Source organism: Stenotrophomonas sp. GD03794 (assembly GCF_029842145.1).
Classification (GTDB): Bacteria; Pseudomonadota; Gammaproteobacteria; order Xanthomonadales; family Xanthomonadaceae; genus Stenotrophomonas; species Stenotrophomonas riyadhensis.
Map to the genome: position 1 here is coordinate 41,440 of NZ_JAOCFV010000003.1, position 23,810 is coordinate 65,249.

Sequence of the window (23,810 nt, forward strand, 5' to 3'; positions counted from 1 at the left end):
GAGCAAATCAGGCATGCTCGCTGTTGCTCCTGTCCAGTACCCGGCCCAATGCTGTTTCCTCCTGATCTGCCTGACGCTGATGTCCGTCATCTATCGGGCTGGCTGCCCGCTGGCAAGGCCGCTGCATTGCTGCTGACCCTGCAGGCCGAAGTCCCCTGGGAAGTCCACCGCATCCGCATGTTCGGCAACTGGGTGGATTCGCCGCGGCTGAGCTGCTGGATCGGCGATTCGCAGGCGCGCTACCGCTATTCCGGGGCTGAATTCGTGCCGCACCCCTGGCCATCCGCGTTGCAGGCCATGCGTGATCGCCTGCAGGTGGAGGGCCTCGGCCGCTTCAACAGCGTGCTGCTGAACCGCTATCGCGGCGGCGGTGATTACATGGGCTGGCACAGCGATGACGAGCCGGAACTGGGGCCGGCCCCGGTGATTGCTTCGCTGAGCCTGGGCGCGGCGCGGCGCTTCCTGCTGCGCCGGCGCGATGACCCGGCGCGGAAGGCCGAGTATCTGCTCGGCCATGGCGATCTGCTGGTGATGGCCGGTGAGACCCAGCAGTTCTATCAGCACGCGCTGCCGAAGATGGCGCGGGTGCAGGGCGAGCGGATCAACCTGACGTTCCGCTGGATCACGCCGCGCTGATCGATCAGCGTGCGACGGTCGGCTGGTCGGCCTGCCCGCTGGTCAGCGTCCAGCCCACCACGTCCTGCGCCAGCTGCTGCAGGCCACGTTCGAAGGCGGCGGTGACGGCAGGAACATCGGTGCTGCCGACCGGCTGCGCCTGACGGAAGGTGCGGTCGGCGACCACGCGCTGGTCGGCGACGTGGATCAGCTTGGCGTTGACCTCGATCACCACCGTCGGCGTGGCCTGTCCCTGGTAATCCGATTCGAAGCGGCGCACGTCGGTGGACAGCTTGTAGTCGGCACGGATGCCGGCGGTGCTGCGGGCGACGCCGCGGATGCGGCCGGAATCCTCGAAGCCGCGCAGCAGCGTGTCCTCGATCATGTCGGTAGCCGGCTGGACCCAGCTGGCGCCCTTGTAGATCTCCATCTGCGACGGCGTCGGCCGCACGTTGATGCGCGGGCTGTCAACCATGCGCGCGGCGCTGGGCTTGGCCAGTACCAGCTGCCAGCTGGCCTGCGGCCATGCCGGGTCCGTCTTCACCTGCACCGAGGGCGAGTACAGCGTCACCGCGGTTTTCTCGCTGCTGCCAAGGATGGAGCAGCCGCCCAGCAGGGGGACCATCGAAGCGGCCAGCAGCAGGCGCGGAAGGGTGGTCGGGCTCATTTGGGTTCGAACTCCTTCGGTGCGTCGCGGCCCAGCAGGTAGCGCGCGGGGTTGTTCTCGAGGCGGTCGCTGACCCGGCGCAGGTCGCGGATCAGGCCGCGCAGTTCGGTCAGCGTCGGGCCGAGCTGGCCAAGGCCATCGTTGGCGAAGCTGTTGATCGCGGCGCGGTTCTCACCAAGGATCGAATCGGCGTTGCCGGCGGCCGAATCAAGCTTGGCCAGGGTGCCGTCGAGCTTGTCGATGATGCCGGGCAGCTGCTGCACCAGGTTCTTGTCGAGGCGCTCGATGGTGCCGTTGGTGGTCTTCAGCGTGGTGTCCAGGCTGCGCGCGGCATCGCGCGCGCTGAGCAGCAGCGCCTGGGTACCCTGGTCACGGTCGGCCAACCCACCGCTGATGGTTTCCAGGTTGGCCAGTGTCGCGTTGATCGAAGCCACGTTGCGGTCGCTGAGGATCTGGTCCATGCGCTCGACGATGCGGTTGGCGACGTCGGTGATGTTCTGCAGCGCGGAGGGCGTGGTCGGAATGATCGGTGCCGGGTCCTTGTTGACCGTGGTCAGTGCCGGCGACTGCGGTGTACCCCCGCTGAGCTGGATGATCGACGGGCCGGTCAGGCTGGTGATCGCCAGCTTGGCGCGGGTATCGGTCTTGACCGGCGTGTTGGAGTTCAGGCGGATGCGCGCGACGACCTGGCGCGGGTCGTCCGGTACCAGGTTCAGTTCGGTGATCGAGCCCACGGCGATGCCGTTGTACTGCACCGGGCTGCCCACCGACAGGCCGGTCACCGCTTCGCGGAACACCACGCGGTATTCCTGCCAGGTGCGGTCGGAGGAGTACTTGGCGGCCCACAGGCCGAAGGCCAGCAGGGCCAGGCCGGTGATCAGGGTGAACGCGCCGATCAGCACGTAGTTGGCTTTGGTTTCCATGGCTCAGGCACTCTCGATCTGTTCGCCACGCGCGGCGCGCGCGCGGGGTCCGTGGAAGTATTCCTGGATCCACGGATGATCCAGTTTCTCGATCTCCGGCAGGGGCGCGTTGGCCACCACCCTGCGGTCTGCCAGCACGGCGACGCGGTCGCAGATGGCGTACAGGGTGTCCAGGTCGTGGGTGATCAGGAACACGGTCAGCCCCAGTGCTTCCTGCAGGGTCTTGATCAGGCGGTCGAAGGCGGCCGCACCGATCGGGTCGAGGCCGGCGGTGGGCTCGTCCAGGAACAGCAGCGGCGGATCCAGCGCCAGCGCCCGGGCCAGGCCGGCGCGCTTGCGCATGCCACCGGACAGCTGCGAGGGCAGCTTGTTGATTGCATCGGCGGGCAGGCCAGCCAGCTTCACCTTCAGCAGCGCCAGCTCGTAATGCCAGCGCTCGGGCAGCTCGCGATGGTGCTCCTTCAGTGGCACCTGAACGTTCTCGCCCACGGTCAGCGAGGAGAACAGGGCGCCGTCCTGGAACAGCACGCCGGTGTTGCGCTCGATGTGCAGGCGGCTCTCGGCATCGTCGGCACGCGCGTCGCGGCCGAGCACTTCGATCTGCCCGGCATCGGGCACGCGCAGGCCGAGGATCGAACGCATCAGCACCGATTTGCCGGTACCCGACCCCCCCACCACGCCCAGGATCTCGCCGCGGCGCACATCAAGGTCGAGATCCTCGTGCACGGTCTGGCTGCCGAACCGATTGACCAGGCCACGCACGCGGATGGCCAGCTCGTGGCCCTGGTCGTCGTGCATGTCGATGGGGTCCGGGAGGGCTGATGTGCTCATGTCACCAGTCCATGTGCATGAACCACAACGCCGCGAAGGCGTCGATGATGATCACCAGCGAGATCGTCTGCACCACGCTGGACGTGGTGCGTTCGCCCACCGACTGCGCCGTGCCTTCGACCTTCAGGCCTTCCAGGCAGCCGATCAGGCCGATCACCAGCGCGAACACCGGCGCCTTGGACAGACCGACCAGCATGTGCCGCACTTCCATCGTGTCGTGCATGCGCGCGATGTACATCTGCGGCGGAATATCCAGGTCGAACGCACCCACCGTGATGCCGCCGGCCAGGCCGGCGACCATGGCGATGAAGGTCAGCAGGGGCAGGGTGACCAGCAGCGCCAGCAGTCGTGGCAGCACCAGCAGGTCGATCGGATCCAGGCCCAGGGTGCGCATCGCATCGATTTCCTCGCGCGCCTTCATCGCACCGATCTGCGCGGTGAACGCACTGGCAGTGCGGCCGGCCAGCACGATCGCGGTCAGCAGCACGGCGAACTCGCGCAGGAAGGCGATGTTGACCAGTTCGACCACGTAAATCTCGGCGCCGAAATCGCGCAGGATGGTCGAACCGAGGAAGGCGATCACCGCGCCGACCAGATAGGACAGCAGCGCCACCAGCGGTACCGCGTCCAGCCCGACCTGTTCCATCTGGTGCACGGTGGCCGTCATCCGGAAGCGGCGGGGTTCCTTGACCAGGCGCGCGGCCTTGACCAGGTTCTCGCCGAGGAAGCTGCACAGCGCCTTGATGTTGTGGCCGGTGGCATGGACGCTGACACCCAGCCGCTCCAGCGCGGCCAGCACACCGAAGTCGCGCTTGGGCCTGGGCCGGTCGTCGGCCACTTCCTCGATGGTGCACACCAGCGCCTGGTGATCCGGGCGGAACTTCAGAGCGTCTTCGCCAAGGTCGGCACGGTGGGCCACGCGCAGCACCTGCAGCACGCCGGCCGAATCCATCTTCTCTATGGCGGTGGCATCGATGCCGGTCAGCGTATCGGGAACGCCGCGCAGGACTTCGGCCGCGGCCAGCGCGGTCTTCAGGGTCCAGGTGCCGGACAGGCGGATCAGGCCCGGGTCATGGGCATCCTGTTCGAGCTGGGGGGCGAGGTTCGGGGTCACTTGGGCCATTCGGGTCGCAGCATAACCGTTCTGTCTTGGGCATCGCGTCGAACTCGGATGAATTTCTCCGGTAAGGCCCAGCCTAGGTAATACTACGGCGCATGTCCGCAGACGCTCACACGATCCCCACGCCCCAGGCCACCTACGCGCAGCGCGTGGCCTTCGTTTCCGAGATCGCCGGACGCCTGCACAGCTACGGCACCACGGCCCAGCGCCTGGAAACGGCGGTGGTGGCACTGGCCCGCCAGCTCGATCTGGATTGTGAACCGTGGTCGAATCCCACCGGTATCATCCTCAGCTTCAGCGACCCGGCGCAGGCAATCGGCTCCAGTGACATCACCCGCGTGATCCGCCTGGCGCCCGGTGAGAACGACCTGCACAAACTCAGCGTGGCCGACCATATCGCCGAGGAAGTGGCCAACGGGCGGATGAGCATTGCCCAGGGCCACACGGCGCTGCGCCAGCTGGACAAGGATCCGGGCCGGCGCGGCAAGCTGCGTACCATCCTCTCGTTCACCCTTGGCGCAGCCGGTGTGGCCGGCATGTGGAAGCTGCCATGGCTGGACATCGCCACCGCCGGCGTCATCGGCCTGATGATCGGCCTGCTTGGCATGGTCACCGACCGTCGCCCGGCCACCCGCGAAGCCGCCGAGGCGCTGGCCGCGGTGCTGGCCGGCATGGTCGCCACCCTGGTGGCGTCCTTCATCGGCGCGCTCAACCTCAACACGGTGATCATCGCCTCGCTGGTGGTGCTGCTGCCCGGCATGTCGCTGACCAATGCGGTCAATGAGCTGGCCAGCCAGCACTGGGTGTCGGGTACCGCGCGCTTTGCCGGTGCGCTGACCACCATCATGAAGCTCAGCGTCGGCGCGATGATCGCGGTGACCCTGGCCGATGTGCTCGGCCTCGATCCGGTGATCCGCGCCACGCGGCCGCAGGGGCCGTGGGTGGAGTGGGGCTCGCTGCTGACCGCGGCGTTTGCCTTCGCGATGCTGTTCAAGGCCAACCGCCGCGATTATCCGTGGGTGATCGCGGCCTCGGTGGCCGGCTATGCGATCTCCAAGTTCGGTGGCCACGCATGGGGCGCACCGGCCGGCATCTTCCTGTCGGCAATGCTGCTGACCGCCGGTGGCAATCTGTTCGGGCGCCTTGTTGGGCGCCCGGGCGCGATCATCCGCCTGCCGGGCATCATCATGATGGTGCCCGGCAGTACCAGCCTGCGCGGCGTGCTGACCCTGGTCCAGCAGCAGGACGTGGGCGCTGGCCAGAGCGTGTTCCTCACCGTGCTCAATGTGGTGATGGCGCTGGTGGCCGGCCTGCTGTTCGGCAACCTGCTGATGCCGGCGCGCAAAACCCTGTAGGTGTGCACCGTTGGTCCACGCACCTCAGCGGGGAAAGAAAAACGCCGGCTTTCGCCGGCGTTTTTCATTGCATCCCGATTCGGCCTCAGGCCTTCTTGATCAGGAAATCTTCCGGCTTCTTGTTGCCCTTGGCGGTCAACTCGGCCATCCAGCGCGGCTGCTTGCCACGACCGGTCCAGGTTTCCTTCGGGTTGGCCGGGTTACGGTACTTCGGGGCAACCTTGCCCAGCTTGCGGCCGGCGGTCTTCGACGGTGCCTTGGTTGCCGTGGGGACCTTGCGGGTGCGCGGGGCGGGGGCGCCGCCGAACAGTTCCTCGATGGTGTAACCCTCGGTCTTGGCCAGCTTGGTCAGCTGGGCCCGGACCTTGGTGATCGGCCGGCGCTTGGCGACGATGGTCTGCTGTTTCTTGGCGGTGCGGATCAGGGCGCCCAGCTCGCGTGCCGACAGGCCGGTCAGGTCAATGCTCATTTACGGTTACTCCGGAAACTAATGTGTGGACGGGACGAGCCAGTCCATGGCGTCGGCGGACAGAATAAAGATGAATTAATCAGAGTACAAATGCAGGCAGGACAAGGCTTGGCGACATGCCGGCCGCATTGCGTCGATTTTGACCGGATTATGTCCGCTGCAATATCGGTTGGTTGGACACAATGCAAAAAAAGACCGGGGCACGCCCCGGTCTTTCTCTGATCACCCCTGCAGGCGCTGCAGCAGGGTGGCCTTGTCCAGGCTCTCGGCTTCACTGGCACGACGCGAGCGGTATTCGTAGGTGCCGGCGGCCAGGCCACGCTCGCTCACCACCACGCGGTGCGGGATGCCGATCAGTTCCATGTCGGCGAACATCGCGCCCGGGCGCAGGCCGCGGTCGTCGAGTGCCGCGTCCAGGCCGGCATCGCGCAGCTCCTGCAGCAGGCTGGCAGCAGCATCGGCCACGGCGGCGTCGCCCTTCGGATTGATCACGCACACTACCACCTGCCACGGCGCCATCGCGTCCGGCCAGATGATGCCGGCATCGTCATGGTTCTGTTCGATCGCGGCAGCCACCACGCGCGAAATGCCGATGCCGTAGCAGCCCATCGCCATCACCGCCGCCTTGCCGTTCTCGTCCAGCACGGTGGCATCCAGCGCTTCGGCATACTTGCGGCCGAGCTGGAACACGTGGCCGACTTCGATGCCACGGGCGATCTTGAGTTCGCCACCGTCCAGCGCGCGGTCACCGGCACGCACGTTGCGGATGTCGGCCACTTCCGGTTCCGGCAGGTCGCGACCCCAGTTGACGCCGGCCAGGTGGAAACCGGCTTCGTTGGCGCCGACGACGAAATCGGACATTGCCGCCACTTCGCGATCGGCCACCACGCGGATGGCCTTGGCCGGGGCGACCGGGCCGAGGAAGCCCGGCACGCTGCCCAGATGTTCGGCGATTTCCGCCTCGCTGGCGAAGCGCTGTTCGTCCAGGCCGGAAACCTTGGCCAGCTTGATCTCGTTGACTTCATGGTCGCCGCGCACCAGCACCAGCACGAACTGCTGTGCCTCGCCTTCGCCCGCGATCAGCGCCACCGACTTCACCGTGCGCTGCAGGTCGATGCCGAGCAGGGCCGCGACGTCCTCGCAGGTCTTCTGGGTAGGCGTGTCGACCTTGCGCATCGCTTCACCGGCTGCTGCACGCGGTGCCGGATCGGCGGCAATCGCCGCTTCCATGTTGGCCGCGTAGTCCGAACCGGTGGAGAACACCAGCGCGTCTTCGCCGGAATCGGCGATCACGTGGAATTCCTGCGAGGCATCACCGCCGATCGCGCCGGAGTCGGCCTGCACCATGCGGAAGTCCAGGCCGAGGCGGGTGAAGATACGGCTGTAGGCCGATTTCATGTTCTCGTACTCGCGCACCAGGCACTCATCGTGCAGGTGGAACGAATAGGCGTCCTTCATCAGGAACTCGCGCGAACGCATCACGCCGAAGCGCGGACGGATCTCGTCGCGGAACTTGGTCTGCACCTGGTAGAAGTTGACCGGCAGCTGCTTGTAGCTGGACAGCTCGCTGCGCGCGAAGTCGCAGGCGGCTTCTTCGGCGGTCGGGCTGTAGCAGAACACCTGGTCCTTGCGGTCCTTGATCTTCAGCAGCTGCGGGCCGAACTTCTGCCAGCGGCCGGTCTGCTCCCACAGTTCCTTCGGCTGGATGGTCGGGATCTGGAATTCCACGGCACCCGCACGGTCCATTTCCTCGCGCACGATGCGTTCAACCTTGCGCAACACGCGCAGGCCCAGCGGCGACCAGGTGTACAGGCCCGATGCCAGCTTGCGGATCATGCCCGCGCGCAGCATCAGCCGGTGGCTGGTCAGCTCGGCGTCGCTGGGGGTTTCCTTGGTGGTGTGCAGGTGGAACTGGGAGAGGCGCATCGTCGGCTTCGGATAACGGCAGAGACGCCTATTCTGCCAGCCCAGCCGGGGGGAGGGGTATCGGCAGGGCTGCGCCCTGCACCCGCCTCAAGCAACGTCAACTGCAACAGCAACAGCAACAGCAAGAATGGGTTTCCTGGGAGATGGCGGGGTGGGTCCGGCGGCAGGGGACGCCGTAAACCCATCCTTGGGGGCTTGGTCGCGGCTTGCTCGTGTGCGCTGTCCTGCGCACACGGCAAGACCAGGGTTGGGCTTCCTGCCCAACCCGCCCGAGGCATGCCTCGGGCCCATGCCGCTCACACCCCTGCCGCCGGACCCACCCCGCCTTCGACAGATTTCCGCGATGGACGATTTATGGGGTCAGATCCGTTTTCCTGCGGAAAACGGATCTGACCCCGGATTCAATTCGAGATCTGACAGATTTCATCCACGCATGGCGTGGATCTACCACCGTCACCGGGAAACTGTCGAAGGCGGGGCGGTGTCGGATTGCGGGGTGTCCGCGGCATGGATGCCGCGGCCAAGCCCCCATGGACGGGTTTACGGCGTCCCCGCAATCCGACACCGCCCCGCCAAACCACAGACAACCCAGAGCCGCTTTGGCTTTGGCTTTGGCGTCAAGCAGGTGCAGGGCGCAGCCCTGCCGACCCACCCTCCCCTGCGCACGAAAACGATTTCACTGATTTCAGCAAACCGTCATCCCTTCGCCACGCCAGTACCATATTGCGGAGCAGCATGCGCCCGCGGGCGACCCATGCTAAAAAACGCCCGCCCATCGCTTAGATCGATCCAAGACGACGTTGCGATGGCCGGGAGTTGGGGGAGCAGCAACAGGACGTACCAGGCCACGCGCACGGTGCTACTGCCACTGCATGGCAATAGCGACAATGTCACTTCAAATTAGATCGATTCAAGTTGTCCGTGCCACGTCACCGGATCAATCCAGGAGAGAGGGAGAGATGGGAATGAAGCATTCAACACGTACGCATGGCCAGGACGCACTGGCGCTGGCCATCGCGCTGGCCTTGGCCGCCGCCGTCATTCCGGCTGGCGCCGCCGCGCAGCAGGCCGCTTCCACCGGCGCGCAGGACGCCACCAACCTGGACAGTGTCCAGGTCACCGGCTACCGCTACGCCATTGAAAAGAGCCTTGAGCAGAAGCGCGACGCCAACGCCGTGGTCGAAGTGATCACCGCCGAGGACGTCGGCAAGTTCCCCGACAAGAACGTGGCCGACGCACTGCAGCGCGTGCCCGGCGTGGTCATCACCCGCAGTGGCGGCGAAGGCAAGAGCGTCAGCGTGCGTGGCCTCGCACCCGACCTGACCCTGACCCAGTTGAACGGCAACTACGTGGCCACGTCGGAAACCAACGACGAAGCCACCCGTTCGTTCAACTACACCCTGCTGCCGTCGAACATGCTGTCCAGCGCCGAGCTGTTCAAGTCGCCGGAAGCACGCATCGATGAAGGCGGCATCGGCGGCACGGTCATCCTGCACACCCGTCGCCCGCTGGACATGGAATCCAACTCGGGCTTCGTCACGCTCGAGGGCACCTCCTCCGATACCCACCACGATATCGACCCGCAGGCCTCCGCGCTGTATTCGTGGCACAGCAAGGACGAGCGTTTCGGCGTGCTGGTCGGCGTGACCCAGCAGAAGCGCACCACCCGCACCATGGAAGCCAGCACCGAGGACTACCAGTGGTATGGCGCCGGCAAGGCGCGCGATGCCTATGGCAACGTACAGGCGCAGGATGGCATCCACTACTGGTGGGGCAGGTCCGGCTTCAACAACCAGACCGGCGGCAACTACAGCGATTTCTTCATGCCGACGTCGGTCAACTTCGCGGTGAAGGAAGAAAAGCGCGAGCGCAAGGGCGGCCAGCTGACCTTCCAGTTCAAGCCCGTCGACAACGTCACGATGACGGCCAACTACTTCCGCTTCGAGCTGCAGGGTGACTACACCCAGAACATGCTGAAGATTCCGGAATGGAGCATGGCCCGCTTCAACGGCGACGGAAACTGGGCCGGTGGCCGCCTGCTCAACGGCCTGGATTTCGATCCCAGCGGCAACACCGTTACCGGCGCCCAGTTCGAAAAGCTGGCCGGAAAGACCTACTACTGCAGCGAAGACCAGGCCAAGGCCGCCGGCCTCAAGCCCGGCGGTTGGGGCCCGGACGACTGCACGGTTCCGACACCGCAGCTGACCGGTGGCTACAGCAAGGAAAAGGCGCTCTCGCAGACTGCCGACCTGACCATCGACTGGGACATCAGCCCACTGTGGAAGGCCTCGTTCACCGGTGGCCGCACCTGGTCCGAAGGTGGTCCGTCGATGAACTTCCGCATGTCGGCCAAGCCGCGCCGCAAGGTCGGCAACGACTACCTGCCGGGCAACCTGTACAGCGCCTGGGACCTGACCGGCACGCCCTCGGCCACCTTCTCGCCCGACCTGCAGCAGCAGCTGATGAACGGCATCGCCGAAGTCGATACCGGCTCGACCGATTCGTCGTGGAAGCGCACCGAGGTCAAGCAGAACTACTTCCAGGCTGACGTGACCAAGCTGTTCGAGTCCGGCTGGCTGGACTCGATCCAGTTCGGCGCCAAATACCGTGACGGCAAGGTCCATCGCAATACCGGCAACACCTACTGGACCTGTCAGGGCCGCGATCCTGCCGACTATAAGGACGGCCGCTACCAGGCGGGCTGCGACCCGACCGCCGGTGATGCGCAACCGGGCTTCTTCCTGTCCAACCCGATCAGCAACATTGCCGGCGGCTTCAACGCCAATGTGTTCCCGGGCATCAACTACCCGGCCTACATCGACTACCTGAACAAGACCTACGGCGGTTCGCACAACCGTACCGAGGAAGACTTCGTCTACAACGTCAACGAGAAGATCTACTCGGGCTACTTCCAGGCCAACTTCCGCACCGAACGCGTGCGCGGCAATGTCGGCGTGCGCGTGGTGCGCACCAAGCAGTTCGCGCAGTCCTCCGACTCGATCGAGAAGTTCAACGACTACTTCCTGGACAACGCGTCGGGCGCACCGATGGCGTGCACCGATCCGGCCGCTGCGGCCTACCCGACCTACAGCTGCGAGAGCGGCTTCTTGCGCCTGCCGTACGATCTGGCGCAGAGCAAGACCTACAGCCTGATCGGCGTGGATCGTACCTACACCGACGTACTGCCGAGTTTCAATATCGCCTGGGACATCACCGACACGCTGGTGCTGCGTGGTGCCGCATCGAAGGTGATCGCCCGCCCTGGCTACACCGACATCGCAGCACCGGGCGCACTGAGCTACTACAGCGAGGAGTACGTCAATGATCGCCGCGTTGCCGGTGGCGCATCGACCGCAGGCTGGGTCGGCCAGGGCAGCAACAAGCAGCTGGAACCGTTCAAGGCCACCCAGTTCGACCTGGGCCTGGAGTGGTACTTCCAGCCGGGCGCGGTCGCCGGCGTCGGCCTGTTCCGCAAGAACGTGGACAACTTCACCCTGCCGGTGGTGCGCGACACGCCGATGGTCATCAACGGTGAAGCGGTGAACGTGCAGCGCTACCAGACCCAGGCCAATGGCCGCGATGGTGTCTCGCAGGGCGTCGAGCTGTATGGCCAGTACACCTTCGATTTCGGCTTCGGCGTGCAGGCCAACTACACCTACAACGACACCAACCTGGCCTCGATTGTTCTGGACGGGCAGGAAATCGGCTCCTCGCCGCTGGTCGGCAGCGCCAAGAACCAGGCCAACGTGACGGTCTTCTACGAGAACGAGAAGTTCCTCGCGCGCGCCTCGTTCAACCGTCGCGGCCAGGTGGTCGGTGGACTCAACAACGGCCTCACCATTTACACCGAGCCGTATGACCAGCTGGATCTGAACGTGGCCTACAACCTGACCCCGGACTGGACCCTGACCGCCTCGGTGATCAATGCCACCAAGTCCGAGCAGCGCGTGCACCTGGGCAGCGACACCAAGGCACGCCTGATCTCCAATACCTATGCAGGCCGCCAGCTGTACTTCGGCGCTACCTGGAAGTTCTGAGGCACCACGGGTTGCCCGGGCCCGCCCGGCGCAGCCCACGCCCCGCCCTGGCGGGGACGTTCCTCCACGGCAGCCACGCTGGTACAGGTGGCTGCCGTTTTTTGTCGGCGCCTTGCCTGTCGTTCAGCCCGGCGCTTGACCCTGCCATCGTTGGAAGGTGCACACTGGCTCCATCCCAAGAGCACCGAAGGAGCTACAGATGGAATTCCATGTTGAAGGCATGACCTGCGGCGGCTGCGCGCGCAGCGTGACCAAGGCGATCGAGCTGGTCGATCCGCAGGCCAGCGTGCAGGCAGATCCGGCCAGCCGTCGCGTGCAGGTGCAGACCTCGGCCAGCGAAGCGCAGATCGTGGCGGCGCTGACCGATGCAGGCTTCCCGCCGCGCACGGCCTGATTCCCTGCCCTGCGCCTGCAACGAAAAACCCGCCCGGTGCAGCTGCACCGGGCGGGTTTTTTCATGCATGCAACGCCAGGTCAGTGCTTGTGCGTGCGGCGCCGTACTGCACCGGTCTTCGCGGTCTCCGGCGGTGCCAAGGTCTCTTCGTCTTCGCCCAGCCGCTGCAGGATCGGGCATTCCGGGCGCTCATCGCCCGCACAGCAGCTGATCAACGACTTCAGCGTGTCGGCCATCTGCCGCATGCTTTCGATACGCTGCTCCAGGTCGGCGATGTGCTGTTCGGCAAGTTGCTTGACGTCGGCACTGTGCCGCGAGGTGTCGTTCCACAGGCCGAGCAGATCGGTGATCTCGGCCACCTGGAAGCCAAGATCGCGCGCCCGCCGAATGAAGCGCAGGCGGTGGATGTCCGTCTGCGAATATGCCCGGTAGCCGGACTCGGTGCGATCGGCCGCAGGAATCAGGCCGATCTGTTCGTAGTAGCGGATCATCTTCGCCGAAACGCTGGACGCCTTGGCGGCTTCACCGATGTTCATGCGGTTCTCCTTCAGTGGCTCGCAGCGGGGGCATCCGCCATCGGCGGCTGGAAGCGGCGCAGGCGCAGTGCGTTGCCCAGCACGAACACGCTGGACAGTGCCATCGCACCGGCGGCGAACACCGGCGACAGCAGCACACCCCATACCGGGTACAGCACGCCGGCCGCCACCGGAATCAATGCGGTGTTGTAGGCGAAGGCCCAGAACAGGTTCTGCCGGATGTTGCCCAGCGTTGCCTTCGACAGTGCGATGGCATTCGGCACGCCCTGCAGGTTGCCCGACATCAGCACCACATCGGCCGACTCCACCGCGATATCGGTGCCGGTACCGATCGCCAGGCCGACATCGGCTTCGGCCAGTGCCGGCGCATCGTTGATGCCGTCACCAACGAAGGCGACATGGCCATGGGTGGCCTTCAAACGGCGCACCGCTTCGACCTTGCCTTCCGGCAGCACCTCGGCCACGACTTCATCGATACCGAGCTGGCGTGCGATCGCCTGCGCGGTGCCGGCATTGTCACCGGTGATCATCGCCACCTTCAGGCCGAGCTGGTGCAGTGCCGCGATCGCGGCCGGCGTGCTCGGCTTGATCGGATCGGATACTGCGATGATCGCTGCCAGGCGTCCATCGATGGCCGCGTACAACGGCGACTTGCCCTGCGCGCCGAGTTCGGCCGCCAGCGCCGCAAATGCGGTGATATCCACGCCCAGGTCGCGCATGAAGCGATCAGCACCGACCTCCACACGCGCACCCTCCACGCTGGCGCGTACGCCCATGCCGGTGACCGACTCGAAATCAATCATCGACGGCAGCGCGAGGCCCTGCTCGGTGGCTGCATCGACAATGGCGCGGGCGATCGGATGCTCCGAACGTGATTCCACGGTGGCGACGGCGGCCAGCACTGTGGCGCGATCAAAGCCGTCGGCGATCTCTAGGTCGGTCAGGCGCGGGCGGCCTTCGGTCAGCGTGCCGGTCTTGTCCACCGCCACCACCTGCGCGTCCTTCAGCAACTGCAGTGCTTCACCCTTGCGGAACAGCACGCCCATCTCGGCGCCACGACCGGTTCCGACCATGATCGACGTCGGCGTGGCCAGGCCCATTGCACACGGGCAGGCGATGATCAGTACCGCCACCGCATTGACCAGCGCGAAGCTCAGCGCCGGCGATGGGCCGAAGATCAACCAGACCGCGAAGGTCGCCAGTGCGGCCAGCATCACCGCCGGCACGAACCACAGGGTGACCTTGTCGACCACCGCCTGGATCGGCAGCTTCGAGCCCTGTGCCTGTTCGACCATGCGGATGATCTGCGCCAGCATGGTCTGCGCGCCCACCGCCGTGGCACGCACGGTCAATGCACCTTTCTGGTTGACCGTGCCGCCGACCACGCTGCTGCCCGGCTGCTTCTCGACCGGAATCGGTTCGCCACTGATCATCGACTCGTCGATGTAGCTGCGCCCCTCGATCACCTCGCCATCGACCGGCACGCGCTCGCCCGGGCGCACTTCCACCACATCGCCGCTCAGAACCTCGTTGACCGGGATCTCGATCGTGCGGCCGTCACGGATCACATGCGCGACCTTGGCCTGCAGGTTGACCAGGCGCTTGATCGCCTCCGAGGTACGGCCCTTCGCGCGCGCCTCAAGGAAACGGCCGAGCAGGATCAGCGCGACGATCACCGCCGCTGCTTCGTAGTAGACGTTCACCGTGCCCGGCGGCAGCAACCGCGGTGCAAAGGTCGCCACCACCGAGTAACCGAACGCTGCGGCGGTACCCACCGCCACCAGCGAGTTCATGTCCGGCGCCAGCCGCAGCAGTGCCGGGAAACCCTTCTGGTAGAAACGGCGGCCGGGAATGGCCAGCACCAGCAGGGTCAGTACGAACTGCAGGTACCAGCTGGTCTGCATGCCGATGGTGGCCATCACCCATTCGTGCATGCCGGGAATCAGGTGCGAACCCATTTCCAGCACGAACACCGGCAGTGCAAGTGCGGTGGCCACGATCAGGTCGCGTTTCAGTTCGGCGCGCTCGGCATCCTTCTTTTCCGCCGCTTCGTCATCGGACTGAACGCCTGCTTCGATGGCACGGGCGGCATAACCGACCTTGTCGATGGCCGCTACCAGCGCATCCACAGCGGCCACGCCGCGCACCGTGGCGCGTTCGGTGGCCAGGTTGACGCTGGCCTGGCTGACGCCCGGTACCGCCAGCAGCGCGCGCTCGACGCGACCGACGCAGGAGGCACAGGTCATGCCTTCCACTGCCAGCTCGATGGTGCCGGCCGGCACGTCATAGCCCACCCGCTCCACCGCCTGGATCAGCGCGGCGCGATCGACCGGACCGGACGGGCGGATATCCGCGCGCTCGGTGGCCAGATTGACCGAAACACTGCCGACGCCCTCGACCTTGGACAGCGCCGCTTCGACACGGCCGACGCAGCTGGCGCAGGTCATGCCCTCGATGGGCAGGCTGATGGTGGACGGGCTTGCGGGGACTGCAGTGGCGCGGGGCGTGCTCATGATCGGATTCCCGGGGTTCCTTCTGGATGCGGACAGGCTAAACCTTGCCATCGTGGGAAGGTCAAATCCAGCCACCCCGTCCAGCCGGTAGCGCCGGGCCATGCCCGGCGTACCGCCCGCAATCCACCTCAGAAGGTGAACACGTACTCCAACGCGAACTCGCGGCCAACCGCGCCGAGCAGGCGGGTCGGGGCGAAATCGTAGTCCAGCTTGTACGGGTCCTTGTGGTTCCAGCTGGCCGAGTTGAACGCGTTGTTGACGTAGACGTTGACCTTGGCGTGCTCGGTCACCTGGTAGCCCACGTTGAAGTTCCAGGTGATGAACGGCCCCACCCGCCCGTAGTAGCGCGCCGTCTGCTGGCCGGCGTTGGGATTCGGATTCGGCGAGCCATCCGGACGCGTGGCCGGTTCCAGGCAGTTGAGCGACGGGCTGTCGCTGGGCACGTAACCATCGGCGAACGGCAGGCAGCCGCCAGGATTGTTCAGGCGATCGGTGCCCCAGTGGTAGCGCACGCCCGGCACCGAACCGATGCGATCGGCATAGACGTTGGCATTCCAATTGCCACGCTGCCAGGCCAGGCTCGCGCGCAGCTTGCTGCGCAGGTCACGGTCACGACGCTCCGGGTTCGGATCGTTGGCGTAGCGCTGCTCCTTGGTCGAGATCTGGTTGGTGTAGTTCAGGCCGAGCTGGAAGCTGCCCCACTGCGCGGTTTCCAGGCGATAGCGCGCGGTCAGGTCGATGCCGCGCACTTCGCGGCTGGCCAGGTTGAAGGGGCCGCGCTCGATCGATACCAGGCGACCGTTGCTGTCACGGTTCACGCGGGCCAGGATGCCGGCGCAGTACTCGCCACCGGCCGGATTGGCCCACGGCGTACCGTCCATGTTCTTGCCGGTCAGGCAGCCCGCTTCGCTGGCCAGTACCTCGTCGGCGCCAACGTCGACGATCATGTCTTCCAGTTTGATCGCCCAGTAGTCGGCACTGACCGACAAGTTCGGCATCACGTCCCAGACGAAACCGACCGTCCACGAATCGCCGGTTTCCGAACGCAGCAACGGCGTGCCACGCCGGTTCACGTCGAAGGTGTACCAGACATCGGTGTTGCCCACGCCACAGTTGTTGACCAGGTAGGCACCGCTCTGGATGCAGCGCAGGCGGTCATAGGTCTGCACTTCGGAGCTGCTCGGTTGACCGAGCAGATAGTGCATGTCCGGCGCATGGAAGCTGGTGGCATAGGAGCCACGCACCAGCAGCGACTCCGCCGGGCGCCATTCCAGACCGACGTTCCAGGTGGTCTCCTTCTGGCTGCCGATGTCCAGCGCTTCGCCGCTGTTGTCAGCCTTGTAGCTGCCATAGCGGTCATAGCGCGCGGCCGCAGTGGCGGTCACGCTGTCCAGCAGCGGAATCTTGAACTCGACACCGGCCGAATAGCGGGTGCGCTCGCCGCCACCGCGATCGACGTTCTGCAGGTCGAAGTCGATGCCGGCGCGTGGATCGGGACTGAGGTGGTAGCCCTGCTGCGCGACTTCGGCCACCGCCGCGAACGAGATCGGACCGGCCCAGCCCTGGAACAGCTCGCCGGTGATATCCGCCGACGCCTGGTTGACCCATGAGGACGCACGGTTCTTCGCCACGGTGCCCATCTGCCAGTACTGATCCGGCGTCAGCGGGTTCCACCAGCGCGATTCGTTCAACGCATAGATCGCCTCGCCGTCGGCGGTAGTGCCCAGCTTCGGGCCGAGGAAATAGTCGTACGACTTCTGCTTGTCGACCACGTTCTGCCGTTCTTCCACGCGGTAATAGGAACGCCCCACCGTGGCGCTCCAGTCGAAGCGATCGGCCAGGCGTCCACGCAGGCCCGCACTCCAGTCCCAGGACAGTTCGCGGTTGGTGTTACGCAGCGTATCCAGGCCGCCCACCTCGTTCGGGGTGAACTGGCGCACGCCGAGGATCGGGCGGTTGCGGTTGGCATCCCAGTAGTAGCCGTTGTCATCGTCGATCAGCGACACGCTGGGCGGATTGGTGCCCCAGATCGCCTCGGAGCGGTACACCGCCAGGTTGGTCCAGGCCTGCAGGTCGTTGCTGAAATCGAAGGTGGCATACAGGTTGCCGGACACGTTCTCGGCACCACCGGTGAGCAGCCAGTTGGCGTAGTCGGCGCTCATGCCGCACAGGCGGCCGGTGTTGGTGATGGTGTTGGCGGCGTAGTTGTAGACCAGGCGATCGGCGGTGTAGTACTCCCCGTCGAACTTCTCGCAGGTGCCGGTGGGCGGCGTCAGGCGCTGGCCGGTGGTCGGATCGATCAGCGCCAGGCCGGCAGTGGGACGGAAGCCGACCTTGCGTTGTTCCATGTTCCAGGACGGGTACGGCGCATCATCGGCATCGTCCATCTGCGGGCGGTCACGGCCGAACAGCGGATCGCGCTTTGTGTACTGCAGCGCGTAGGTCACGCTCCAGTTGTCGCCGGTCTTGCCGCCGGCCCAGGACAGATCCCAGGTATCGCGGCCGCCTTCGGTGGAGGTACCACCGCGCACGCGTACTTCGTCGCCGTCATAGTTGGTCTTCAGGATGACGTTGACCACGCCCGCGATCGCATCGGAACCATAGATGGCCGAGGCGCCACCGGTCAGTACTTCGATGCGCTCGACTGCGGCAGCGGGAATGTTGCCGTAGTTGGAGAAGTTGGTTTCGCCGCCGTAGGGCAGCGGATAGTCGGCTACACGGCGCCCGTTGACCAGCAGCAGCGAACGGTTCGGGCCCATCCCGCGCAGGTTCAGGCCGCTGGCATTGGGCGTGTGCGAGCCCCACTGCGAGGCAGCTTCAACGGTGCCGGTGGCTTCGGTGAGGGTCTTCAGCGCGTCGTACACGCTGACGAAGCCTTCCTTCTGGATCTGCGCGGCGGTGATCACGTTGACCGGCGCCGGGCCTTCAACGCTGGCGCGCTTGATGCGCGAACCGGTGACGGTGACCGCGTCGAGATCCTTGGTGGACGAGTTGGCGGCCTCCTGCGCACTGGCCGCCAGGGGCAACAGGGCCAGGACCAGGGCCTGGGACAGCAGGTGACGACGCTTGCGAACGATCTGAGCCATGGGTGGTTGCTCTTCGAAAGTGTGGACGCACGGACGGGTGGTGGCGCGGCACTACGGCTGATCCGGGCACCTGGATCGGTTCAAGACCGATACGGCGCCCTCCCCTGTGGATCGATCCAAACTAAAGCACAGCTGAACCATGCCCAGCATGTGGCGGCGCAGCAACACGCGGCGGAATGCCGCTAACGGCCTTCGCCAGCCATGACAATCAAAGAGTTGCGTGATATCGCTGAGAGAACAAAGCACGAAGTGGTGACACGATTGCGACAAACGCGCGCGGAACGGTTTTGTCCGTGGCGGGTTGCCGTAAGGGGTCGGATCCCCTCGCAGAGGGGCTCTGACCCGACTGCATCCAGATGGGGTCAGAGCCCTTCTGCGAAGGGATCCGACCCCGGGCTTGCGATCAGACGTCCAGCGCCTGCCGCAGCGCGGCCACAGTGGCAGTGGCGGTCTGGCTCCAGTCCGGGTCCAGCCCTCGCAAAGCCGGGTTCTGGAACTGCATCGCCGAGCGCCGCAGGCCCTTGGCCGAGGCGTGCAGTTCGGTGCAGCCGGTCTGCCGTGCGACGGTTGCGATGTTGCCCGGTGCCAATCCGGCGCCCGCCATCACCGTGATGCGGCCCGCTGCCTGGGTAACGAGGCCTGCCAGCACATCGGCACCGGCCTCGGCGCTGACCTCGCCGCCCGAGGTCAGCACGCGCTGGCAACCCAGCCCGATCACCTGCTCCAGCGCGACCGGCACATCGCGGGCGGCGTCGAAGGCGCGATGGAAGGTCACCTGCAGCGGCCCGGCAGCCTGCACCAGCTCGCGGCACAGTGCCACGTCGATCCCGCCCTGCACATCCAGCGCGCCGATCACCACGCCATCGCAGCCCAGCGCGCGGCACTGCGCGATGTCACGCAGCATCAGTTCGGTTTCCAGCGCGTCGTAGTGGAAGTCGCCCGGGCGCGGCCGCACCAGCACGAACAGCGGAATCGACAGGCGTTCGCGGGCCATCGCGATGCTGGCGAACGACGGCGTGGTGCCGCCCTCGGCCAGGTTGTCGAACAGCTCGATACGATCGGCGCCGCCGGCCTGTGCGGCCAGCGCCGAGGCCAGCGAGTTGCTGGCGATCTCCAGGGTCCGCCGCGTGCTCACGCCTGGGTGCTCGTGTAGATCGACGGCGAATCGCGCAGGTCATCCTGGCGCTGCCCATCGCAGACCGCGTAGACAAAGCCGCGATGCAGCGCGTAAGCGCCGACCTCGCCCTGCTTGTTCATGGCCAGGAAGCAGACCTGCAGTGTCTTGCTCGCTTCCGGGCGCTTGCGCACCACGCGGTCGATCGCTTCGCGGCAGGCCTGCGCCGGCGAGCGCCCCTGGCGCATCAGCTCGACCACCAGGAACGAGGCGGCGTTGCGGATCATCTCTTCACCCACGCCCGAAGCAGTGGCCGCGCCCACGTCGTTGTCGACGTACAGGCCGGCACCGATGATCGGACTGTCGCCAACGCGACCGTGCAGTTTCCAGGCCATGCCGCTGGTGGTGCAGGCACCGGCCAGATGGCCATTGGCATCCAGTGCCAGCATGCCGATGGTGTCGTGGTTGTCGCTGTTGCCGGGAATACCACGGCGCTCGGCGTTGATCTGCGGCCGGTACTTTTCGGTCTTCAGCCACTCGCGCCAGGCCGCTTCAGCCTGCGGCGTCAGCAGGTGCTTGCGCTCGAAACCCTGCTGCACCGCGAACTGCTGCGCGCCCTCGCCCACCAGCAGCACGTGCGGGCTGTTCTCCATCACTTTGCGGGCCACCGACACCGGATGCAGGATGTCGACCAGCGCGGCCACTGCACCGCAACGGCCATCGCCGTCCATGATGCTCGCGTCCAGGCTGAGCACGCCATCGCGATCCGGGTTGCCGCAATGGCCGACGGTGGGGTTGCACAGCTCGCTCTCGGCCCAGCGTGCGCCCGCTTCCACCGCATCCAGCGCGCTGCCGCCCTGCGCCAGTACCTTCCATGCGGCCTGGTTGGCCGGTACGCCGAAGTCCCAGGTCGAAACCACCTTGGCCCCACCCTGCGTGCGCGCCTGCACGCCCGGCAATGCCGCCATGCCTGCGGCCAGTGCACCGGCCTGCAGGAACTGCCTGCGATCCACCATCTTCCCCTCCCAGTCTGCAATGCATGGCCGGCCCGATGCCGGCCCTGCCGATCAGTCGTGCGTAGGCTGCCGTGCGGCATGCCAGACCGCTGCACCGAGCACGCCCAGCTGGCCGTGCTCCACGCGCCACACCGGCACCTGCCGCAGCACCTCGGTCAGCACGCCCTTGTTGAGGAAGCGCTCACGGAAGCGGCCATCGGCCAGGAAATCCTGCACATGCGCGGAAATGCCACCGGCCAGGTATACCGAGCGCGCGCCGACGGCGATCGCCGCGTCGCCGGCCAGGCTGCCCAGCCAGGCACAGAAGACATGCAGCGTCTCCACCGCCAGCGCGTCCTCGCCACTGCGCGCGGCGCCGATCAGTGCCTCGGTGCTGGTCCACACCGGGGTGACGCCGCGCAGTTCGCACAGGCACGGATACAGGTTCATCAGGCCGCTGCCGGACAGCACTCGCTCGTTGTCCACGTGCGCCCAGCGCTGCAGCAACTTGCCCAGCACCTGCAGTTCCAGCGCGTTGCCGGCGCCGAGCGCGGCATGGCCGATCTCGCTGGCCAGCACCGGGCGCTCGCCATCGGCGAAACGCAGCGCGGCACCCAGGCCGGTACCGGCACCCAGCACCAGCGCCGGGAAGGCCTGCGCCGGATCGGCGTCGCCGTTCAGTGGCACCAGGGTTTCCGGCTGCAGGAACGGGATGGCCAGCGCCACCGCTTCGAAATCATTGATCAGCTGCAGTTCGCGCAGGCCGGACTGTTCGCGCGTGGTCGACAGCGAGACTGTCCACGGCAGGTTCGAGTTGATCAGCACATCGCCATCGAGCAGGCCGGCGATGGCGACCACCGCGGTCTGCACCGGCTGGCCGAGGCCACTGGTGAAATCGGCCAGGATCGCGGCCAGGCTGGGATGCTCGGCGCAGGCATAGGTGCGATGGCTGCCCAGACTGGGCGCCTGCCCGGGCTGCGTCTCAGCCAAGGCCAGGCGGGCGAAGGTGCCGCCGACATCGGCAACGACCAGATGGCGCGGAAGACCGCCGCGGGCGGAGTCGGAGGAAACCGGGGACGCTGCTGCGATGGTCACGCTGGCCTGCTTGGATCGATTGAATCGCCCCGATTCTCAGGCATCGGGGCGGCTTTGCCTAGCGCGCCGATGGTTCAGGTTGGCCTACATGCCTTCCTGTTCGGCCACCTGCACGCCATCCACCAGCACGCGCAGGCGCTGCGGGCGGAAGCCGGCGAACAACAGCGGCCGGGTGCGCTCGACCAGTACTTCATGGCCGGCGATGTGACGCAGCCACGACTGTACCAGCGAGAACGAGAAGTGGGTGCCCGGATGCAGCGGGTGCTGCACCCAGACCTTCTCGGTGGCGCTCCGCAGCAGCATCGCGCCGGTGAACCAGTGGCGGCTGAGGGTCACCGGCGTGGTGCCGGCCATGAAGCGGATATCCATGCGGGGTCCTTTCGCGTTGGGCAGCGGCGCCCTGGATCAGGGCTGGGCAGTCTGCAGGCTGTAGCTGGTGGTGGCGGTGAACACTGCACCATCAGGCTGGGTGGAGCGTACTTCGACCTTGTGGCTGCCTGTTGCCAGGTCGGTCGGCAGCGCGCCCCGCCACAGGTGCGGCGACGCGGTGGCCTCCGGCGAACGGTCGTAACCGCGCAGGTTGTTGGCAAGATCGTCGGCCACGTTCTCCACCATCAGGCGCGGATCGGGCTGGCTGACCTGTTTCATCGGCTGCCACGCGCCGCCATCCACGCGGTACTCGACCACGCTGGCGTCCTCACCCATGTAGACGTTGGCATAGATGCCCCAGGCCGGGTAGGCGCCCTGGCGCAGCACCTTGGGTGCATGCAGGCCGATCTGCTCGCTGGCCGGCTGGCCGGCCACGCGGTACTGCAGCTTGTAGCTGCCGTTGCCGGCCACATCGAGCAGCGCATAGCCCTTCGGCGTGCCATCGCTCATGGTGCTGTCCGGCACGCCGGCGGCGTTCTTGACGCCCGACCAGAACGCACCGCAGTTGGCACCGACGTTGTATTCGTGCAGCGGCTTGTCGCCGTTCCAGCCCTCGGCCTTGCCGTGGTAGACGTGCTGCTGGGTGTGGCTGTGGCCGCTGAGCACCAGCACGTTGCGGAAGTCCTTGAGCAGGTCGAACAGGCGCTGGCGGTCGGCGTGGCGGAAGGTCTCGCGCCCCGGCGCGGCGTCGAACAGCGGGATGTGCATGCCCAGCACCAGCAGGCGATCCTTGTGCAGGCCCTTCAGGTAGCTGGCGAGGAAAGCGAACTGGTCTTCGCGCAGGCCGCCGATGTATTTCGGCTTGGCCTTGGGGTCGTAGACCACGTCGTCCAGGAACACGAAGCTGGCGCCACCCTCTTCCACCGCGTAGGTGTCCGGGCCGTAGATGTTGCGCCAGCTGTCCAGTGAGTGCTCGTCGCTGGCCGCATCGAAATCGAGATCGTGGTTGCCCGGCACGTGGAACCACGGCACACCGAGCTCGGTGGTGACCTTGTTGATCGCCGGGTACAGGGCCAGGTCATCGTTGACGATGTCGCCCAGGGTGGTGCCCATGCGCGCCCTGGTCTGGCCAACCAGCGGCGCCACGATCGACTGCTGGTAGTAGCCGATGTCCTTCAGGCTGGCGGTCTGCGAATCGGTGAACACCAGCATCTGGAAACCACGGCGGCTGTCATGGCGATCCGACTGCAGGGCGAAATCCCAGTTGCGGGTGACGTCGCTGGTCGCGGCGATGCCACCGTACTTCAGTGCCGGTGAACCGTTCGGGCGGTAGTGGCGCCAGAACGAAGGCAGGCCGTCGGTGGCCTTCGGGAAGGCGTACGCATCAGGCTTGATCACAAATACGGTCTGGCCGTCGCGCACTGGCAGGCTGTAGCTGCCGTCGGCGGCGGTCTTGACGATGGTCTCGCCGTTGGAAACCTGCACCCCGGCCAGGCCCGGATCGGTCGCACCGCGCCCGGGTTTGCCGTCGCGCTCCAGGTAGACCTTGCCGCTGACCACGGTATCCGCGGCCCAGGCCGGCGAGGTCAGCAACAGGCAGCACAGCCAGGTGGCAGGCAGTTTCATGGGCGGTCCGGGAAAGAAAGACCGCCTATTGTAGATTCCGCTGATGACATCGCGCACGTGATGGCGCATTGCCGGTAGTGCCGGCCGCTGGCCGGCAACCAGCCGATGCCCGACGATCATGAGGTTGCCGGCCAGCGGC

Annotated in this window: 17 protein-coding genes and 1 pseudogene; 4 read left to right on the forward strand and 14 right to left on the reverse strand. The window is 66.2% G+C overall.

Annotated features, from left to right (window positions below; genetic code table 11):
- The first annotated feature begins 48 nt into the window (after positions 1-48).
- Positions 49-636, forward strand: a complete 588-nt coding sequence (locus N5D91_RS02595; RefSeq protein ID WP_180855371.1) for an alpha-ketoglutarate-dependent dioxygenase AlkB — start codon at positions 49-51, stop codon at positions 634-636.
- 4 nt (positions 637-640) lie between these two features.
- Here the strand turns inward: N5D91_RS02595 and N5D91_RS02600 are convergent, their stop codons facing one another.
- The 4 genes from N5D91_RS02600 to N5D91_RS02615 are packed head-to-tail and all read right to left on the reverse strand — an operon-like array spanning position 641 to position 4,159.
- On the reverse strand, positions 641-1,282 hold the full coding sequence (locus N5D91_RS02600) for an ABC-type transport auxiliary lipoprotein family protein (protein ID WP_110710984.1): 642 nt from the start codon (positions 1,280-1,282) through the stop codon (positions 641-643).
- The gene (locus tag N5D91_RS02605) at positions 1,279-2,205 is read right to left on the reverse strand and encodes an MlaD family protein (protein WP_014035909.1); all 927 of its coding nucleotides are present in this window, start codon (positions 2,203-2,205) and stop codon (positions 1,279-1,281) included. Before N5D91_RS02605 ends, N5D91_RS02600 begins: the two co-directional genes overlap by 4 nt.
- A gap of 3 nt (positions 2,206-2,208) precedes the next feature.
- Positions 2,209-3,036, reverse strand: coding sequence for an ABC transporter ATP-binding protein (locus N5D91_RS02610; RefSeq protein WP_110710985.1), 828 nt, complete (start codon positions 3,034-3,036; stop codon positions 2,209-2,211).
- Between the two features lies 1 nt (position 3,037).
- Complete coding sequence (locus N5D91_RS02615) at positions 3,038-4,159, reverse strand: ABC transporter permease (RefSeq protein WP_180855372.1); 1,122 nt, start codon at positions 4,157-4,159, stop codon at positions 3,038-3,040.
- A 92-nt stretch (positions 4,160-4,251) separates the two neighbouring features.
- On the opposite strand from N5D91_RS02615, the gene N5D91_RS02620 reads away from it, so the two are divergent.
- Positions 4,252-5,511, forward strand: coding sequence for a threonine/serine exporter family protein (locus N5D91_RS02620; RefSeq protein WP_279907085.1), 1,260 nt, complete (start codon positions 4,252-4,254; stop codon positions 5,509-5,511).
- 91 nt (positions 5,512-5,602) lie between these two features.
- Here the strand turns inward: N5D91_RS02620 and N5D91_RS02625 are convergent.
- Both N5D91_RS02625 and N5D91_RS02630 read right to left on the reverse strand, forming a co-directional pair.
- Positions 5,603-5,980: pseudogene (locus tag N5D91_RS02625) on the reverse strand (H-NS histone family protein); the annotation flags it as partial.
- A gap of 222 nt (positions 5,981-6,202) precedes the next feature.
- Entirely contained in the window at positions 6,203-7,906 is a 1,704-nt protein-coding gene (locus tag N5D91_RS02630) for a proline--tRNA ligase (RefSeq protein ID WP_180855373.1), read from the reverse strand.
- Between the two features lie 959 nt (positions 7,907-8,865).
- Between N5D91_RS02630 and N5D91_RS02635 the strand changes: the two genes are divergently transcribed.
- Together N5D91_RS02635 and N5D91_RS02640 are read left to right on the forward strand one after the other, a co-directional pair.
- Entirely contained in the window at positions 8,866-11,943 is a 3,078-nt protein-coding gene (locus N5D91_RS02635; protein WP_180847192.1) for a TonB-dependent receptor, read from the forward strand.
- A gap of 199 nt (positions 11,944-12,142) precedes the next feature.
- Positions 12,143-12,337: a heavy-metal-associated domain-containing protein gene (locus N5D91_RS02640; RefSeq protein ID WP_021204511.1), complete on the forward strand. Its 195-nt coding sequence runs from the start codon at positions 12,143-12,145 to the stop codon at positions 12,335-12,337.
- Positions 12,338-12,417: 80 nt separating this feature from the next.
- Here N5D91_RS02640 and cueR read toward each other — a convergent pair whose 3' ends face one another.
- The 8 genes from cueR to N5D91_RS02680 all read right to left on the reverse strand — a co-directional run bounded on the left by cueR (position 12,418) and on the right by N5D91_RS02680 (position 23,671).
- Entirely contained in the window at positions 12,418-12,873 is a 456-nt protein-coding gene (cueR, locus tag N5D91_RS02645; RefSeq protein WP_180855592.1) for a Cu(I)-responsive transcriptional regulator, read from the reverse strand.
- A gap of 11 nt (positions 12,874-12,884) precedes the next feature.
- Positions 12,885-15,386 carry a heavy metal translocating P-type ATPase gene (locus N5D91_RS02650; protein WP_180855593.1) on the reverse strand — a complete coding sequence of 834 codons (2,502 nt, stop codon included), beginning with the start codon at positions 15,384-15,386 and terminating at the stop codon, positions 12,885-12,887.
- Positions 15,387-15,514: 128 nt separating this feature from the next.
- A complete protein-coding gene (locus tag N5D91_RS02655) occupies positions 15,515-18,472 on the reverse strand; it encodes a TonB-dependent receptor (protein WP_180855594.1) in 2,958 nt (985 codons plus the stop codon).
- A gap of 403 nt (positions 18,473-18,875) precedes the next feature.
- Positions 18,876-19,607: a copper homeostasis protein CutC gene (locus N5D91_RS02660; protein WP_180855595.1), complete on the reverse strand. Its 732-nt coding sequence runs from the start codon at positions 19,605-19,607 to the stop codon at positions 18,876-18,878.
- Positions 19,604-20,602 (reverse strand): N(4)-(beta-N-acetylglucosaminyl)-L-asparaginase, encoded by a 999-nt coding sequence (locus tag N5D91_RS02665; RefSeq protein WP_180855596.1) that lies wholly within the window; start codon positions 20,600-20,602, stop codon positions 19,604-19,606. The genes N5D91_RS02660 and N5D91_RS02665 overlap by 4 nt, the downstream gene beginning before the upstream one ends.
- A gap of 51 nt (positions 20,603-20,653) precedes the next feature.
- Positions 20,654-21,676 (reverse strand): glucokinase, encoded by a 1,023-nt coding sequence (locus N5D91_RS02670; protein ID WP_180855597.1) that lies wholly within the window; start codon positions 21,674-21,676, stop codon positions 20,654-20,656.
- 84 nt (positions 21,677-21,760) lie between these two features.
- The gene (locus tag N5D91_RS02675; RefSeq protein WP_180855598.1) at positions 21,761-22,045 is read right to left on the reverse strand and encodes a hypothetical protein; all 285 of its coding nucleotides are present in this window, start codon (positions 22,043-22,045) and stop codon (positions 21,761-21,763) included.
- A 36-nt stretch (positions 22,046-22,081) separates the two neighbouring features.
- Complete coding sequence (locus N5D91_RS02680; protein ID WP_180855599.1) at positions 22,082-23,671, reverse strand: calcineurin-like phosphoesterase family protein; 1,590 nt, start codon at positions 23,669-23,671, stop codon at positions 22,082-22,084.
- Positions 23,672-23,810: the final 139 nt, after the last annotated feature.